The following is a 14764-nucleotide window of genomic DNA, read 5'->3' on the forward strand; positions in this document are numbered from 1 at the left end:
AGGGCAGCCCGGAGATCGTCTGATCCTGCCCGATCCAGGCCCGGCGGGCGGTCGGGGGTTGGGGAGATCACCGGCCGATCAGCTGGCCTTGCCGTTCAGAGCGTGACAAGTCCCCGTTCCTGCAGGTCGGCCAACTGGGCGTAGAGCCCCCGGGCCGCCCGCAACTGCAGGTGACTGCCCTGCTCGATCAGCTGACCCTTGCGCAACACCAGGATGCGGTCGGCGGATTCGACCGTGGCGAGGCGATGGGCGATCACAATGGCGGTACGGGCGTGGAGCAGCCTGTCGAGGTCGCGCTGCAGGGTGGCTTCGGTGGAGGGATCCATGAAGGCGGTGGCCTCGTCGAGGATCAGCACCGAAGGATTCCGGATCGCGACTCGAACAACGGAGAGCAACTGGCGCTCCCCGGAGGAGAGATTGCCGCCCCGCTCCCGCAGCTCCGTTGCCAGACCATCGGGAAGGCGGCGCAGCAGGGCCTCAAGACCGAGCTCATGGCAGAGGCGCTCGAGTTCGGCGTCGTCGATCGGGGCGTCGAGGCGGAGATTGTCGGCCACGTTGCCGCTGAACAGGAAGGTGTCCTGGAGCACCACACCCAGCCTCTGGCGCAGGGTGCCGATCGGCAACTCACGAATGTCGATGCCATCGAGCAGGATCCGCCCCTGCTGGGCCTCATAGAGCCTGCAGAGCAGGCGGATCACGGTGGTCTTGCCGGAGCCGGTGGGGCCCACCAGGGCCACGTGTTCGCCGGGGGCAATCCGAAAACTGAGGTTGGTCAGGATCGGATCGTCGGGCCGGTAGGCAAACGAGACATCCTCGAACTCCACTTCGCCGGCACTGGCCCGCTCCAGGGCTGAGCGCCGCGCTGCCGGGCTGCGCTGGATATCGGCCATGCTGCTGATCTCGATCGGTTGCTCCAGAAGTTCACCAATCCGCTCCACCGCGGTGAGTCCACCCTGGATCTGGGTGAACCGTTCCGCCAGCTGACGCAAGGGGTCGAACAGCCGCTGGGAGAACAGGATGAAGGTGGTGAGGGTGCCGAGCCCCATCGAACCACTGGTGACCATCCAGCCCCCCAGGGCAATCACCAGGGCCACGGCGCTGAGGGCCACCCACTCGATGAAGGCGGAGATGGCACTGTCGTAGAAGATCGTGCCGCCCACGGCCTGGCGATAGGCATCGGTGGTGTGGGCGAAGCGGCGGCTGTTGATCGTCTCCCGCCGGAACATCTGGACCACCTCAAGGCCCTGGAGGTTCTCCTGCAGATCGGCGTTGAGCTGACTGAGCTCCTCCCGGACGCGGTAGTTGGCCTTGCGGTAGCGCCCCTGCAGCCAGAGGATGATCAGCACCACCGGGATCTGGATCACCAGCAGCAGCGCCCCGAGCTTCGGCTCGATCGTGAGCATGGTGATCGCGATCACCAGCAGGGTGACGAGGTCGGCGAGCACTCCGACGGCGCCACTGCCGAACACCTCCGCCAGGGCGTCGACGTCACTGGTCAGCCGGGTGAGCAGCTTGCCCACCGGGGTGCGGTCGTGGAAGCGGAGCGACAGATCCATGGCATGGCGGAACAGGTCGTCCCGGATCCGGGCGGTGAGCCGCTGACCCACCGCCTGCACGCTGTAGGTCTGGATTCCCTGCAGGCCCAGACGCAGCAGAACGGCGCCAAACAGCAACAGCACCAGCAGGCGGATCGCCTGGGGCACGGGCAGGTTGCTCAGCCAGGGAAGCGTGGGTTCATGGCGCAACACGGAGATGGCCTGGCCCACCAGGAGCGGCTGAACGGCGGCAGCCAGGGCCACCGGGATCAGCAGCAGCAGGGTGAGCAGCAGGCGGCGGCGATCACGGCCCAGGTAGGGAAGCAGGCGCAGCAGCCGCTGACGGTCCAGGTTGGCCATCAGGCCGTCACCGCTTGGCGGGCCGGGGGACTGGCCACAGCGATCCGATCCACAATGGACTGGAGTTCGCCCTGATCGAGCCGCAGGGCGATCGGGTGACCGATCAGGCGGGCCGTGCTTGTGAAGAGATCTTCGATGGCCACAAGGCCGTTGTCACGCAAGGTGCGTCCGGTGGCCACCAGATCGACGATCGCCTCGGACATGCCGGTGATCGGACCCAGCTCCACCGATCCGGTCAGGTGGATGAGTTCCACCGGCAGGTCGAGCTGATCGAAGAACGCTTCGGCACAACGCACGAACTTGCTGGCCACCCGGCAATGGGCGGGCAGGTCGGCAGCACGCCGGTAGCCACTGCTGGCCTTGACAGCCACCGCCATGCGACAGCCGCCGAAGCCGAGATCCAGCAGGGGCGCCACCGGCAGGCGGTGTTCCCGCAGCACATCGTCCCCGACGATGCCGAACTGGGCCTGGCCATAGGCCACATAGACCGGCACATCGGCATTGCGAACCAGCAGGGCCCGTGCCGTGCCGCAGGGGCTCGGCACCATCAGCTGGCGATTGTCGTCATCGAGCAGGGCACTGAAATCAAGGCCGGCGGCGGCAAACCGCCGAACCGAGTCTTTGAGGAGGGCACCTTTTGCCAGGGCGACGGTGATCATGGAACTGCACCGCAGATTGGACTTTAACGATGAGGAAGCCAGGGGGCGAGTGGCAGGCGGCAGAGCCGGGCGCCGGGGCCAAGCGGGCGGCGGCTCCCGCCGAGGATGTGGCAGTGGCTGTCGCCCTGGTGCCGATCCTCGACGACAACTACGTGTTCGTCCTCCATTCCAGCCACCAGGCGGTGGTGATCGATCCAGGCATTGCGGCGCCTGTGCTGAGCTGGCTGGAGCAGCGGCAGCTGGAGCTGGTGGCCGTGCTCCAGACCCACCACCATCAGGATCACATCGGTGGGACGCCAGAGCTGATGCGGCGCTGGCCCGGGGCCGCGGTGGTGGCCAGCCGCGCCGATCAGGAGCGGATTCCCTTCCAGACCCGTTCCGTTGCGGAGGGCGATGACCTCGAGCTGCTCGGCCGTCGGGTGGAGGTGCTGGAGCTGCCCGGCCACACCCGTACCCATCTGGCCTACCTGCTGCCGCCCGTGGCCGGCGGCCAGGGCGAGCTGTTCTGCGGCGACGTGTTGTTCGCTGGCGGCTGCGGCCGACTGTGCGAAGGCACGGCGGAACAGATGCACCGCTCGTTGCAGCGCCTCGCCGCTCTGCCCGACGCCACCAGGGTCTGGTGCGCCCACGAGTACACCCTGGCCAACCTGCGCTGGGCCGCCTCGGTGGCTGATGTCAGGCCAGCCGAGCAGGCTGCGGTGGCGGCCCGCCTGGCCGAAGTGAAGGAGCAGCGGCACCGCGGGGAGTGCACAATTCCCAGCACCATCGGCCTGGAGCGCCGCTCGAATCTGTTCCTGATGGCCGGGGACGCCGGGCAACTGGCGGCGCGTCGCCTGCACAAGGATCAGTGGAAAGGTTGAGGCTCAGCCCTGACTGGCAGGCTCGGCCACAGCCACCACCGACAGACCGTCGGGAAACAGCACGGCCTTCTGGGCCTCGCGGATCCGCAGCCGACAACGCTCGCCACGGCTGAACTCCTGATCGAGGGGCAGCCGCAGTCGCAGTTGCAGGGGAGGGCTGCCGGCCTGCTCCAGGTGCACCTGGATCAACCAGTCGCGGCCGAGAAACTCCCGGCCCATCACCCAGGCGTCGCCATCCGGGTCAGCCACCGGCTCAAGGGCCGTCGGGTCGAGCAACACCTCCAGTGGGCCCGAATCCCGCCCGGAGGTCATGGCCACGACGGGCTCGGCCGGCTGCAGCCAGCCCAGCGGCGTGCGCAGACGCTGGCCATCCCAGCAGGCCGGCACGAGATTTCCCTGCAGAACGAAGCGCCCGACAAAGGCGCTGGCCGGGCGACGCACCAACTCCCGGGGGCTGGCGCACTGATGGATGCGCCCCCCCTGCAGAACCGCCACCCGGTCACAGATCGCCAGGGCCTCCTCCGGATCGTGAGTCACGATCACGCCACTGGCACCGCAGCGGCTGAGCACGGCGGGGAGCTCGCTGCGCAGCCGCAGCCGCACCTCGACATCAAGATTGGAGAACGGCTCATCGAGCAGCAACAGGGAGGGGCCTGGCGCCAGGGCCCTGGCCAGGGCCAGCCGTTGCCGCTGACCGCCGGAGAGTTCGTGGGGATAGCGGTGCTCCAGGCCGCTGAGCCCGAGCAGTTCCAGCAGCCAGCGAGCCCGGCTGCGATCCTGATGGGGCTTCAGGCCAAAGCAGGTGTTGCACCAGGCATCGAGGTGGGGAAACAGGGCATAGTCCTGAAAGACCATGCCGACCCCGCGCCGCTCCGGATCAAGCCAGCGGTCGGGGCCGGCCACCTCCTGGCCCTGAATCAGAATTCTGCCGCTGGCGGGACGCTCGAATCCCGCCACCAGGCGCAGCAAGGTGGTCTTGCCGCAGCCGGAGGGGCCCAGCAATCCCACCAGTTCGCCGGGGCGAAGTGCAAAATCGATGGCTTCAAGGGTCCAGCCCTCGCCATCGGAACGGCCTGCAGCTGAGGCGATTGAGGCCCCGTCGTAGCGGTGCCAGACGTTTTCAAGCCGGACCTGGTCCCGGTGTGGCGCCTCACTCCAGAGAGGTTCCCGGCTCCTGACTGTGGGCGATCCACTTAGGCTCATCGCCTCATCTTCTCCTGTCATGGTGTCCCTGCCCGAAGCGATCCAAACGGCTTTGGCGCCGGCTCCCGTCGGCCCTTACAACCAGGCGGTCAAGGCGGGCGACCTGCTGTTCTGCTCAGGACAGATCGCCCTGGATCCGTCCACCGCGCTGATGGTTGGAGGAGGAGATGTGGAGGCGGAAACCAGGCAGGTGCTGGCCAATCTCGAAGCGGTGCTGGCGGCGGCCGGCTGCACCACCCGGCACGTGGTGCGCACAACGGTGTTCCTGGTTGACCTGGCCGACTTTGCGGCGGTGAACCAGATCTACGCCGAACACTTCGGAGCCGGAGTTTCGCCGGCCAGGGCCTGCGTGGAGGTGGCGGGCCTGCCGAAAGGGGCCAGAGTGGAGATCGACTGCATCGCCCTGCTCTCGAGCCCCTGATCAGTGGCTGTGGCAGGTTACGAAGCTCACGCTTGGTAATCAAGGTGACAGTCACCAGCTGGCACATGCCCAAGAATCGGAGGATGCACCAGCTCCCCCCATGGCGTACTCCTCCCTTGGCGTCAGGTCTGTTTTGAATGGCGGCAAAAATCGGCTCTACAGACTGGTCGATCAGCAATGCTCCCCCCATCCCGTGCTCGATGACCACTTCGAGACGATGGATGCGGCCTGGGAGGCCGCCCTGGACTGGTGGCAGGAACAGGTGGGCGCGGTGGAGCAGCCGATCGGAATCGGCATTGAAGTGAGCACCCCCCGGGGCGACTGGCGCACCCTGCGTTATCCCGGCACCTGGCCAGGCCTGATGCACTGACGGCTTTGCCGCCCGTCTCCACTCCGGTTTCACCTGCTCACCGGGTCGGGTGGTCACGATGTTTCTTGTCCATCTCTCTGCAGAGCAGGCCCCACTGCTGGCCGCAGCCGTCGCCGGTGCCTGTCGGATCGGCAATCGCTGGTCCACAGCCTTCCAGCCCCGCTTTCTCGCCCTGATCTTCCAGGAGCTGCTGGGAGTAACCCTGGATTTCGAACAGCTCGAAGCAATCGATGTGGAGGCGGCGGCTGGTCTGTTTCCCCAGCCGCAGCAGCGACGGGAGCTGGTCGAGTTGCTGGTGCTTGCCGAGATGCTGGTGAATCCAGTGCCGCCAGAGCTTGAACGGTCGATCGAACGCTGGGCGGCACGGTTGGGTGTCGATGACCGCAGCCTGGTGATGGCCCGCGATGTGGCGTTCAACAGCCGATCGCAGGCCCAGAGTGATTTCTACAGGCTCTTCTGGATGGGGGTGGAAGACCGCCAGACGGCGGGCTTTGAGCAGCTGCTGGAGCTGCATGGCCCCAAGGCCTGGACCTTCACGTTCGAGCCGGATGCGGCCCTAGCGGCCCGCTGGCGTGCCCTGGCCACAGCCCCGCCGGGGAGCCTTGGTGCTGCCGTCTGGCGGCATTACCAGACCAACAGGTTCACCACCCCCGGCGAACTGGGTGGCGCCAACGCGGCACTCGCCCATCACGACTGGCTGCATGTGCTGGGTGATTACCAGGTGGATGTGGTGGGTGAGGTGGAGAATGCCGCCTTTGGTGCCGCCAGCAGCTCAGTGCCGGGAGCCAATCTCTGGTTTCTCGGCGTGATGGCCATGTACGAAGGCGGCTTGTTCGACAGTGTGGTGGCCGGTGGGCAGCAGAACTGTGTGTCGGCGCCGGGGGTTCCTGAGCGGGTTGTGGCCGCACTCAAGCGGGGCAGGCAATGCTCCCGGGATCTCCTGGCCATCGACTATTTCACCGTGGCCGATCAACCTCTGAAGGAGCTGCAGGAAGCCTGGGGAATTGCTCCTCGCTGCTGACGAGCCGGTTCCACCCCACCCTGCCGCCACCAGCGCCCTGCTGAAGCCGGCTTGATCCCAGAGCTGGGGCGGCGGTTTCGGGCCAGGGCCACGAACAGCCGCAACCTATGATGGAAGAGGCGGGGCGTGGCGCAGCTTGGTAGCGCGGGTGCTTTGGGAGCACTAGGTCGCAGGTTCGAATCCTGTCGCCCCGACTTACTTCTCAGGGATCGGCAAGGGGCCATGTGAGCAAATGAGTGAGCAAATCTTCGGTTTGCTCACTCGTCCAGCCCTCAGCGTTTCCTCCTCGGCGCCAGGGCCACACCTGCGGCGGCTTGATCAAGATGTATGCCTTGGTGGCCCCGCACCGAGCAGCCCGTACAGCTGGCCCCCGCGCATGCTTCCACCGATGGGCCTCTGGTCCATGGCCTGGGGCAGTTGGCTCGGATCTTGGCCCAGTGCTGCAGGGCCCTTTCACGGAGAATCCGCAGGAGCGGCTGCCGGCGGCAGTGGGAAGCCCAGTTCCGGAACATGGAGACGCTGGTCACGGCAACAGCCCACACGGCTGGTTGGGGACTGCCCCCGTCCAGATGACCTGCCGATGGGCCGACCCAGGGGCATCGAGATCAACCCTGATCAGCCAGCTCCTCCTTGCGCGACACCCAGGCGAGAGCGCTGATCAGAAATTCAAAGGCGCCTTTGCTCACTCACGTGAGCAGCGCAACCCCCTACTGCCGGAGGTTGCGCCGGCTCCAACCGGTGATGGTGGCTTCCACGTTCTCGAGGTGCCACTGCAACGGACCCCTTCCCTCAGTGCAGCCCCAGCGGCGGTAGTGCTTGCCTGGTTGCAACACCCCCCGCAGCCGCAGCTGGCGGAGGGTCTCACGGCTCATCCCCAGAACAGCACAGGCTTCGGCGGTGCTCACCCAGACCCGCTGTCGTGCAGGTGTTGTCGGCGAATCCATCAGCCTCCTGCCAGCTGAGCGCGGAAGCGCTTGAGGGTGTCGATCAGCCATGAGCGGCGGTAGCTCTTCACTTGGCGCGGGGCCCCATCGACGAACTGCTGGCGCAGCGGAGGCTCCTGGCCGAAGTCTTCGCGATAGACCCCAGCCACCAGCATCCCGGCCGAGCGGTACTTGGCGCGCGGAAGCACCTCCTCAAACACCTCCAGCCAGGCATCGCTGAGGGTCAACTCATTTTCGGCAGGGGCGCCGGGCAGCAACCCCGCGCTGGCGGTGAGCACGTTGCTGCGCACGATGTCCTTGAACAGGAGCTGGTCGCGCTGATCCAGCCCGCCGAGCCGCTCGAACAGCCCGATAGAGCGCTCCACCAGGGCGATCACCTCGACTTCCCTGAGCCTGGGCGGGGGTGCCACCACCGGTGCCGGTTCAGCCTGCTGGACGCTCTCCAAGAACCAACCGTCCATCCACACCGCGAAGGGTGCGCTGATCCAGCGGGCCAGGTCCACGGCGACCTGCGGATGAACCCAGGTTCCGCCGCCCTGGCCCTGGCGCGACTCGATCAGGTCAAACATCCGAATTCCGGAGGTTTCCGCGAGGGCGTCCAGGTAGGTCTGACAGCGGTCGCTCTCGCGATACTTCGACCACTGCTTGCCGTTGGCTTTGCACATCGCCGTGGCATTGACATAGCCATCCGTCGTCCGGCGACTGATCGGTGTCCCGTTCCACGAGCGAGTCACCAACTCGAAGAGCGCCGGAGAAGAAACGATGCTGTTCATCGGTATGGATGCGGTGTGACGGAAGAAGCCCCGCCGGCGGCGGTGCCGGCAGCGGGGAGGAAAACGGTTGTGGTGCTGGCCGGTGTCAGCCGCGGCGGGACAGGGCCCGCGATCACCAGCAGCAGGGTGCTCAGCTGGAAAACCAGGACCAGCAGTAAGAGCCGGTACAGGTCCCGCAGGCTGCTCACGTAGACGGTGGTGGTGGGCCGGCGGGTGCGGCAGAAGGCCGGCAGCTGGGGTTTGTCCCCCTGGGGGCGTCCGCTGCCAACACCGCCGCGGACACTGTGGAGGTGGGTCATCAGAAGGGTGCCTCCTCGTCGTCATCGGCGGCCCAGTCACTGGAGCCGGAGCCGGTGGATGCGTTGACCGCGGAGTAGCCGTCGAGCTCGTCGAAGCCGTCGGTGGGATCGACCTGCTCGTAGGGGACGAACTCGACCACCTGGATTGCCCGCGGCTGAAAGGTCATGCCGCAGCCGTTCTCCCCGTCCCAGTCGTAGATATCGAAAGCGACGATCACCTTCGAGCCGTTGCCGATGGCGGCCCCATCCCAGGGATGCTTTCTCGCGTCGACGATGCGGGGGGCCTCGGAGAGGGAGCCGTCGCGCCGCTGAAACTGCGGAACCTTGAAGCGCACCACGGTGAGCTCGCTGGGCTTGTCCTTGTCGGCTTTCCAGGGGAAGCCCTTCTCAGCGCGGCGTTTGCGGCTGCCGTGCAGGGCGATGAACTGATCCTCCATCGCCAGCAGGAAGGATTGCGCCCTCTCGTCGCTATTGGGCAGCAGCAGGTCGCAGGTCCAGGCCAGCGGTTTGCTCTTGTCGAGTTGATGCCTGGGGGTGATCAGGTGGGCCCAGCGCACGGCGGCGAGGGGTGTGCGGAACAGGTCCTTAGCCATGGTGTGAATCCGGTGAAACGGTTGGTTGATCGAAGGGAGGAAGCGGCGGCAAGCCAAAGCGCTCCCGCAGCAGGTGGTGCACCGCTCCGCTGGCGGAGAGGTTGCGGGCCTCCATCAGCTCGCGGATCCGCAGGTAGACGTCGGTGCGCACCTGGGTCTGGATGAAGTGACGGCCAGCCACTGAGCGCGGCTGCTCGCCATAGCGGCGGGGCGGCCGGGGGCGATGGCTCGGGCTCATGGGGCGCACGGCGTGGGAACGACCTCCGGCTCCTGGCCCTGGCATTCCTCGAGGAAGCGCTCGATGAAGTCGCCGTGCTGGCGCTGGGTGATGCGATCGCCTATCGAGCGGGCACTGCGGGGCACCTGGAAGTGCTCACGGAACGCATTGGTGAGCTCGCGGCGAACGGCCGGCGGCAGATCCAGCACCTGGCGGTGGTAGCCGCTGATCTCCTCGGGCGTCAGTGGAAGCAGTGCTGGGTCGCCACCTTCATCGGGACTGTCACTGCTGCCGGCCTGGACCTCGGCCTGCTGGCCTGAAGCTTGTGCCTCAACATCGGGCTCCGGCCGAGCCACAGCCGTCAGTGGGCCGCCAGACTTGTCAGCCCCACTCAGTTCTTCACTGTCACAGGGCTTTGCAGCCTGAGCCTCTGGAGACACAGGAATGCCCAGCAGCATGGCCAGCATCAAGCCGGTCATTCCGGGCAGATCGCCGGTTTCGCCGGCCCAAGCCTCACTGTTGAGCTCAGCGCCAGCGGCGTGCCTCACCGTGACCTGCAGCCTGGAGCGGCCCTGCTGCTCGTCCAGTTGGGCGGACCAGCCGATGCCCTGGCGGAAGGCAGGGCGTGCAGCCTCCACGACGGCGCCCAGGTCGGGGCAAGGGATGGCGGAAACCTCGGCCTGAAAGCAGGCCAGGGCGTGGGTGAGCTGTTGCTCAGGGGGGTGATGAGACTGGGCCTCCAAGGGCCTGGCTGGTGTGACCATGGGGAATCAGATCGGGCGGTTGCCCGCTGATCATGATCTTAGAACTCTTTACTGAAAGCCGCATTAGCAGCGGCTGTTAATTCCTAGCCATTAGGCCGCGACGGGCTTCTTGCCCTTGCCCCTGCCGGGTTTGCGCGGCTGGCAGTTGGCGGTCTCCCACTGATCAAGCCAGCGCTTGGGCTGATACAGGTCGCCCTCGATCCAGAGGGGGGCCAGCTCCTCGGGCTTGTAGTCGCCAAAACCGGTGAGGACGGCGTAGAAGCGCTTGCGGTGTTCCTCGCTGGCTTCTGCCGCCAGGGCGGTGATGGCCTCGCTGGGCTCGAGCTCGCACTCGTCGACGACCCGCCGCAGCTGGTTGCGCCACTTGGTCGACAGTTCGGTGGCCTTGCGCTGGCCGATGGACGGGGCCGGCGTGGTTCGGAACGCATCTGGTACCTCGCGCAGGCCGCAGTAGCAGGCCCAGAATTCCAGTGGTGTCCAGATCGGGCAGTTGTTGTCCCCGATGGGAACCGCGCCCTTCAGCTTCTCCTTGATCGCCTGATCCTTGAGCGCGCCCCACGCCTCATCGGCGATGCGGCGGTTGAGTTCTCCCAGTTGCCAGAAGGCTTTCTGCCGCAGCTCGCCCGCCTTGCCCTGCTCGATCACCGAGAGGTTGCCGTAGGAGATCGTCTCGAAGCCAACCTCCTCAGCCCAGCTGCAGGCGGTGTACTGGGTCCAGCCGTTGCGTCTGCGCCAGTTCAGCAGCATGCGTCCGAATGCAGAACGGTTCTCCTCCTGGCGCTCAAGCAGCTCCGCGTAGGTGATGGCCACGTTCTGAACTCCGAGTTCTTAGCGGGAAGCTAAGACATACTTGGCAGGCACAGCCATAGCCTGTCATGTCCTGCTATGTCAGAACCGGTCAGGGTCAAGTCAGTAGGGGATCTGCTTGGCTTGATGTCCAGTGATCGCTATCCCTGTCTCCATCTGTGGTCTCAAAGCCAGTGTGTAGGGGTGCTCGCCGGGGTGGGCCTGCGCCAGCTGCCTGAGCCGCTTCTGCAGTTCTGCCCGATCCATCAGTGGCTTGCCGCAGCTGGCTTGTCACGGCGAGCGACTGCTCCGCTTCCTCGATGGAGCGGCAGACGGCCGCCACACCCCCGAGCTGCTCCACGAGATGCAGAAAGGCCCGCTGCTCAGCGCTGACGACACCGTGGGGCGTCTTGATCTCGAGGGCGACGAACTGGGCGATCTGCTGGCCGACCAGCTCAGGTGTGACCTCCAGCGACCGAAGGCCGATCAGGTCGCTGCTGCCCCTGCACAACCCGAAACGCACCTGCCGGCCTTGCTGATCGACCAGGGCACCGGTGTTGTTGCGCCAGAGCCGTACCGGCCCATGACCGCAGGCCAGGCGGATGCGCTGCTGGATCTCGTATTCGCTGTGGGGGGAGGCCATGCCTCCTGTTGCCAGACTGAGCACAGGAAACGTCGTGGCACTCGCCATGCCAGCCCGAAAGACACGACCTCGGTCAGGCAGGGATGCTGGGCCTCGCCGACACTGATTAAGTAGGAGAGACGCGCATGTCATCCAGGAGGAGACCAGGCAATACTGAGGCTTGTCAATCGCGTGCGAGTCTTACCTTTCTTCGCCCAATATTTGCATTACTGATTATATGCTATGGAATGCAGGACCGGGGCAACGGTGTCCTTGCGCAGTCACTCCACTTCACCAGGCTGAAGAGCACATCTGTTACATGCGCAGCAGCCCAGTCTTCGGTTCAGGCCGAATTAAAGTCACGGGGATTCTTTTCGCCTTACCGGGCCAACGACGGCACTCGCATAGCGAGGATGGTCTATCCAGCAGTGACGCTTGATAGCACCTCCATCGGGAAGTACTACTACGGAGCGCCTCCAGGTCGGCCGCAGCAACTGGACATCAACCTCTCGGGAGACTCTGACAAGCTTTATCAGGGCCTTCTCTCGTCGCCCGTCTACCTATCTTCTCTTGGGGCCCGGATCATTGAAGCGTGCCCCGACATTGGCATGGTGAGCTTCAACCACTGGCATGAGGGCGGGGTCCCGGTTGGGTTTTTCCCTGATGCAACAGCTCGCACTTTCCAATGGGTGGACCTTGGAGAAGGACCCCACACTCGTCAGGTCCCAGGGGAAGATGGAATGAATGTCATGCAGTTCGAGTGGGGGTACTACTTTTCACCATGACCATCCTGAGATCCCTCACGGCAATCACTCTGGCCCTGATCTCACTGGAGTGCATAACGGTGCTTTCAAACGAGCGCGTATCTGCCTATGAACATGCCTGGGGCTCGCCCCGCGACCGCGCTTAGAGTTGGTCATCTAGATGGACAACGGCATGAAGCAGGTCACGGTGGCGGAAGCCAAGGCTCAGCTTTCGAGCCTGCTCGATGCAGTGGAGAGCGGTCAGCCGGTGGTGATCACCCGACGCGGCAAGGCCATCGCTGAGCTGGTCCCCAGGCATGCCGTGCGCGATCTCGTGCCCCAGCTGCAGGCTCTGCGGAACTCCCTGCCCCATCAGGCCACCAGCGGCGTGGAGACCATGCGCGCGCTGCGGGATGACGTCGGCTCCTGATGCTTTACGTCGATACCTGCGTGCTGCTGGCGGCTCTCACACCGGAGGCCCATTCCGATACCGCAGCGGCATTTTTCGAGCAGGCCACAGCACCATTGGCGATCAGCCCTTGGAGTGCCACCGAGCTCCATTCCGCTCTCGGGCTCAAGGTGCGCACGAAGGCCCTGAGCCGCTCGCAGGCCGAGGCGGTGCTGCTGGGATTTGAACGCAGCCTGGCCCCAGGTCTTCTGATGCTGGAGGTGGAACCGCAGGACTTCCGTAATGCCAATGCCTGTCTGCTCGGCTGGACCACGGCCCTGCGGGCGGCCGATGCCCTGCACCTGGCGATCGCCTCCGGACGGGGCGCCACCCTCTGCAGCCTGGATGCCCCGTTTGTGCTGGCAGCACAACAGCTGGGGCTCGATGCCCAGCTGATTGGGGCTGACGAAACCTCCACTCAGGCCTGAAGGCCCCGCTGCCGGGCAGCCCAGACATGCCTGGCCCAGCCGGGTTTGTAGCCCCGCTCCTGCTCCCGCTGCTGCAACTGCTCGAAGCTGCGGCAGCCGGCCGAGGGCGACCGGCGGCGTGGCCGCTGCTGTTGGCGGGGCTTGGGCCGGTGGGCACCGGCGACGATTTCGACCAGATCGCCCTCGATCTGCTGCAGACCGCGGCGCTGCTCATCGCGCTCCTCACTGAGGAACAGGTGGCCGCAGTCAGGGCACTGCTGGGCCGCGCTGGGGCAGCTGCAGAAACAGAGCGGGCAGTCCTTGATTGGAATCGAGACTCCCTCCCGACGCTTCCGGCCGGCCAGGTTCCACTCGCGCTCGTCGGTGGGCAGCCCGTGGCGATGGGCATTGCCGACGTGATCAAGGATGACCGCCTCGCCCTTGCCTGGTGCGGACCGCAGGGCCCGGCCGACCATCTGCAAGTACAAGCTCAGGCTGGCGGTGGGGCGCATCAGGATTGCGCCGCCGACCGAGGGGATGTCGGTGCCCTCGGAAATGATCATGCAGCTGGTGAGCACCTGCACCTCGCCGGTGCCCAGTCCGGCAATCAGGCGCCTGCGCTCTTCTGCTGGGGTGCTGCCGCTGACCGCTGCGGCGCGAATGCCATCAGCGCGGAAAGCACCGGCCAGCTGCTCGGCGTGCTGGATCGTGCAGCAGAAACAGATCGCCGTGGCCGGATGCAGCCTGCGCCTGTAGTGCGAGACGGCATCACCGATGGCGGCACGATCGCCGAAGGCGCGTGCGGCCTGCTCCAGGTCGAAGTCGCCCATTCGGCGGCGAAGTTTGCTGTTCCGTGCCCCTGGCCAGGAGAAGACTCTGGGCCGGGCCAGCCAGCCCTGCTCCACCAACCAGGCCGCTGAGGGCCCCAGCACCAGGGCCTCAAAGAAGCCGCCCGCCTCAACGCCAAGCCCCTTGCCGTCGAGGCGCTCGGGGGTGGCGGTCTTGCCGATCAGGTGGGCGCCTGGCCAGGCGTTGATGATCCGGCCCCAGACGTTGCCCGCCACCAGGTGGTGGGCCTCGTCCTGAATGATCAGATCCGGCGCCGGCAGCTGAGCCAGCCGCCGCGCCACGGTCTGCACCGAGCCCACCGCCACCTGCCGCCCCTGGAGCTGATGGCCGGGGACGATGAGGTCGGGCTCCAGACCCCAGGCCCACACCGTGGCGCTGAGCTGCTCGATCAGCTCGGCCCGGTGCGCCAGCACCAGCACCCGGCGGCCCTTGCCGGCCGCACCGCGGGCGATCGCGCCGATGGTCTGGCCCTTGCCGGCGCCGGTGGGCATCACGGCGCAGACCCGCTTGTGCCGCTTCAGGGCGGTGCGGAGGTCGGCCAGGAGCTGGAGCTGGTAGTCGCGCAGGACGATCGGGGCCATGGAGAGGACTGGATGCTTGGCGCTGATCAGCGCGGGCTGACAGTGTTCAACTTACCAAGCCTTGCCCTGTGCGCTTAGGCTCTACTGCAAACTCCTAGCTAACATGGCCTCCTTTGCTCCGCCCCTGAGTTTCTCGATCACCGAGGAGCAGCTGACTTGGCTTGACCAGCGCCGCCGACACGGCGCCCTTAGCCGCTCGGCGGCGCTGCGCCAGGTGCTGGATGCCGCCATCGCCGCTGAGCAGAGCGCCAGCAGCGCCCTGCCTGTTGCTTCCGGGACCGCGCTTGTTGCCCAGCGCTGACCCGAGGC

General features: G+C 66.1%; 19 protein-coding genes and 1 tRNA gene. 8 read left to right on the forward strand and 12 right to left on the reverse strand.

Annotation, left to right across the window (positions count from 1 at the left end; genetic code table 11):
- Nucleotides 1–95 precede the first annotated feature (95 nt).
- A complete protein-coding gene (locus tag ACXMDY_RS05200; RefSeq protein WP_259701248.1) occupies nt 96–1895 on the reverse strand; it encodes an ABC transporter ATP-binding protein in 1800 nt (599 codons plus the stop codon).
- Nucleotides 1895–2554, reverse strand: coding sequence for an ATP phosphoribosyltransferase (hisG, locus tag ACXMDY_RS05205; RefSeq protein WP_259701247.1), 660 nt, complete (start codon nt 2552–2554; stop codon nt 1895–1897). Before hisG ends, ACXMDY_RS05200 begins: the two co-directional genes overlap by 1 nt.
- A gap of 29 nt (nt 2555–2583) precedes the next feature.
- On the opposite strand from hisG, the gene gloB reads away from it, so the two are divergent.
- Complete coding sequence (gene gloB / locus ACXMDY_RS05210; protein WP_259701246.1) at nt 2584–3414, forward strand: hydroxyacylglutathione hydrolase; 831 nt, start codon at nt 2584–2586, stop codon at nt 3412–3414.
- Between the two features lie 3 nt (nt 3415–3417).
- Here gloB and ACXMDY_RS05215 read toward each other — a convergent pair whose 3' ends face one another.
- On the reverse strand, nt 3418–4638 hold the full coding sequence (locus ACXMDY_RS05215) for an ABC transporter ATP-binding protein (RefSeq protein ID WP_259701245.1): 1221 nt from the start codon (nt 4636–4638) through the stop codon (nt 3418–3420).
- Between ACXMDY_RS05215 and ACXMDY_RS05220 the strand changes: the two genes are divergently transcribed.
- The 4 genes from ACXMDY_RS05220 to ACXMDY_RS05235 all read left to right on the forward strand — a co-directional run bounded on the left by ACXMDY_RS05220 (nt 4637) and on the right by ACXMDY_RS05235 (nt 6623).
- Entirely contained in the window at nt 4637–5038 is a 402-nt protein-coding gene (locus ACXMDY_RS05220; protein WP_259701244.1) for a RidA family protein, read from the forward strand. The two genes, ACXMDY_RS05215 and ACXMDY_RS05220, sit on opposite strands and share 2 nt — an antisense overlap.
- Before the next feature lie 100 nt (nt 5039–5138).
- Complete coding sequence (locus ACXMDY_RS05225; protein ID WP_259701243.1) at nt 5139–5408, forward strand: hypothetical protein; 270 nt, start codon at nt 5139–5141, stop codon at nt 5406–5408.
- A gap of 58 nt (nt 5409–5466) precedes the next feature.
- Nucleotides 5467–6429: a hypothetical protein gene (locus ACXMDY_RS05230; RefSeq protein WP_259701242.1), complete on the forward strand. Its 963-nt coding sequence runs from the start codon at nt 5467–5469 to the stop codon at nt 6427–6429.
- A 120-nt stretch (nt 6430–6549) separates the two neighbouring features.
- Nucleotides 6550–6623, forward strand: a tRNA-Pro gene (locus tag ACXMDY_RS05235).
- A gap of 513 nt (nt 6624–7136) precedes the next feature.
- Here ACXMDY_RS05235 and ACXMDY_RS05240 read toward each other — a convergent pair.
- The 8 genes from ACXMDY_RS05240 to ACXMDY_RS05275 form a co-directional block, all read right to left on the reverse strand.
- The gene (locus ACXMDY_RS05240; RefSeq protein ID WP_259701241.1) at nt 7137–7373 is read right to left on the reverse strand and encodes a helix-turn-helix domain-containing protein; all 237 of its coding nucleotides are present in this window, start codon (nt 7371–7373) and stop codon (nt 7137–7139) included.
- A complete protein-coding gene (locus tag ACXMDY_RS05245) occupies nt 7373–8107 on the reverse strand; it encodes a KilA-N domain-containing protein (protein ID WP_259701240.1) in 735 nt (244 codons plus the stop codon). The genes ACXMDY_RS05240 and ACXMDY_RS05245 overlap by 1 nt, the downstream gene beginning before the upstream one ends.
- 35 nt (nt 8108–8142) lie before the next feature.
- Nucleotides 8143–8445 carry a hypothetical protein gene (locus ACXMDY_RS05250; protein ID WP_259701239.1) on the reverse strand — a complete coding sequence of 101 codons (303 nt, stop codon included), beginning with the start codon at nt 8443–8445 and terminating at the stop codon, nt 8143–8145.
- Nucleotides 8445–9038 (reverse strand): hypothetical protein, encoded by a 594-nt coding sequence (locus ACXMDY_RS05255; protein WP_259701238.1) that lies wholly within the window; start codon nt 9036–9038, stop codon nt 8445–8447. The genes ACXMDY_RS05250 and ACXMDY_RS05255 overlap by 1 nt, the downstream gene beginning before the upstream one ends.
- Entirely contained in the window at nt 9031–9276 is a 246-nt protein-coding gene (locus ACXMDY_RS05260; protein WP_094555481.1) for a hypothetical protein, read from the reverse strand. Before ACXMDY_RS05260 ends, ACXMDY_RS05255 begins: the two co-directional genes overlap by 8 nt.
- The gene (locus tag ACXMDY_RS05265; RefSeq protein WP_259701237.1) at nt 9273–10019 is read right to left on the reverse strand and encodes a hypothetical protein; all 747 of its coding nucleotides are present in this window, start codon (nt 10017–10019) and stop codon (nt 9273–9275) included. The genes ACXMDY_RS05260 and ACXMDY_RS05265 overlap by 4 nt, the downstream gene beginning before the upstream one ends.
- Nucleotides 10020–10109: 90 nt before the next feature.
- The gene (locus ACXMDY_RS05270) at nt 10110–10829 is read right to left on the reverse strand and encodes a hypothetical protein (protein WP_259701236.1); all 720 of its coding nucleotides are present in this window, start codon (nt 10827–10829) and stop codon (nt 10110–10112) included.
- A 94-nt stretch (nt 10830–10923) separates the two neighbouring features.
- Nucleotides 10924–11448: a VRR-NUC domain-containing protein gene (locus ACXMDY_RS05275; RefSeq protein WP_259701235.1), complete on the reverse strand. Its 525-nt coding sequence runs from the start codon at nt 11446–11448 to the stop codon at nt 10924–10926.
- A 915-nt stretch (nt 11449–12363) separates the two neighbouring features.
- On the opposite strand from ACXMDY_RS05275, the gene ACXMDY_RS05280 reads away from it, so the two are divergent.
- Together ACXMDY_RS05280 and ACXMDY_RS05285 are read left to right on the forward strand one after the other, a co-directional pair.
- On the forward strand, nt 12364–12600 hold the full coding sequence (locus ACXMDY_RS05280; RefSeq protein WP_259701234.1) for a type II toxin-antitoxin system Phd/YefM family antitoxin: 237 nt from the start codon (nt 12364–12366) through the stop codon (nt 12598–12600).
- Complete coding sequence (locus ACXMDY_RS05285) at nt 12600–13046, forward strand: type II toxin-antitoxin system VapC family toxin (protein WP_259701233.1); 447 nt, start codon at nt 12600–12602, stop codon at nt 13044–13046. Before ACXMDY_RS05280 ends, ACXMDY_RS05285 begins: the two co-directional genes overlap by 1 nt.
- On the opposite strand, the gene ACXMDY_RS05290 is transcribed toward ACXMDY_RS05285, so the two are convergent.
- On the reverse strand, nt 13037–14455 hold the full coding sequence (locus ACXMDY_RS05290) for a DEAD/DEAH box helicase (RefSeq protein WP_259701232.1): 1419 nt from the start codon (nt 14453–14455) through the stop codon (nt 13037–13039). The two genes, ACXMDY_RS05285 and ACXMDY_RS05290, sit on opposite strands and share 10 nt — an antisense overlap.
- A gap of 103 nt (nt 14456–14558) precedes the next feature.
- On the opposite strand from ACXMDY_RS05290, the gene ACXMDY_RS05295 reads away from it, so the two are divergent.
- Nucleotides 14559–14756 (forward strand): hypothetical protein, encoded by a 198-nt coding sequence (locus ACXMDY_RS05295; protein ID WP_259701231.1) that lies wholly within the window; start codon nt 14559–14561, stop codon nt 14754–14756.
- Nucleotides 14757–14764: the final 8 nt, after the last annotated feature.

The sequence above is a fragment of the Cyanobium sp. ULC082 genome (assembly GCF_977927535.1).

Coding starts and splice junctions, on each gene's coding strand:
- ACXMDY_RS05255 (WP_259701238.1), bottom strand. CDS start 9,038: ATGGCTAAGGACCTGTTCCGCACACCCCTCGCCGCCGTGCGCTGGGCC.
- ACXMDY_RS05290 (WP_259701232.1), bottom strand. CDS start 14,455: ATGGCCCCGATCGTCCTGCGCGACTACCAGCTCCAGCTCCTGGCCGAC.
- hisG (WP_259701247.1), bottom strand. CDS start 2,554: ATGATCACCGTCGCCCTGGCAAAAGGTGCCCTCCTCAAAGACTCGGTT.
- ACXMDY_RS05275 (WP_259701235.1), bottom strand. CDS start 11,448: ATGGCCTCCCCCCACAGCGAATACGAGATCCAGCAGCGCATCCGCCTG.
- ACXMDY_RS05215 (WP_259701245.1), bottom strand. CDS start 4,638: ATGACAGGAGAAGATGAGGCGATGAGCCTAAGTGGATCGCCCACAGTC.
- ACXMDY_RS05280 (WP_259701234.1), top strand. CDS start 12,364: ATGAAGCAGGTCACGGTGGCGGAAGCCAAGGCTCAGCTTTCGAGCCTG.
- ACXMDY_RS05225 (WP_259701243.1), top strand. CDS start 5,139: ATGGCGTACTCCTCCCTTGGCGTCAGGTCTGTTTTGAATGGCGGCAAA.
- ACXMDY_RS05265 (WP_259701237.1), bottom strand. CDS start 10,019: ATGGTCACACCAGCCAGGCCCTTGGAGGCCCAGTCTCATCACCCCCCT.
- ACXMDY_RS05250 (WP_259701239.1), bottom strand. CDS start 8,445: ATGACCCACCTCCACAGTGTCCGCGGCGGTGTTGGCAGCGGACGCCCC.
- ACXMDY_RS05220 (WP_259701244.1), top strand. CDS start 4,637: ATGGTGTCCCTGCCCGAAGCGATCCAAACGGCTTTGGCGCCGGCTCCC.
- ACXMDY_RS05200 (WP_259701248.1), bottom strand. CDS start 1,895: ATGGCCAACCTGGACCGTCAGCGGCTGCTGCGCCTGCTTCCCTACCTG.
- ACXMDY_RS05260 (WP_094555481.1), bottom strand. CDS start 9,276: ATGAGCCCGAGCCATCGCCCCCGGCCGCCCCGCCGCTATGGCGAGCAG.
- gloB (WP_259701246.1), top strand. CDS start 2,584: ATGAGGAAGCCAGGGGGCGAGTGGCAGGCGGCAGAGCCGGGCGCCGGG.
- ACXMDY_RS05295 (WP_259701231.1), top strand. CDS start 14,559: ATGGCCTCCTTTGCTCCGCCCCTGAGTTTCTCGATCACCGAGGAGCAG.
- ACXMDY_RS05285 (WP_259701233.1), top strand. CDS start 12,600: ATGCTTTACGTCGATACCTGCGTGCTGCTGGCGGCTCTCACACCGGAG.
- ACXMDY_RS05230 (WP_259701242.1), top strand. CDS start 5,467: ATGTTTCTTGTCCATCTCTCTGCAGAGCAGGCCCCACTGCTGGCCGCA.
- ACXMDY_RS05240 (WP_259701241.1), bottom strand. CDS start 7,373: ATGGATTCGCCGACAACACCTGCACGACAGCGGGTCTGGGTGAGCACC.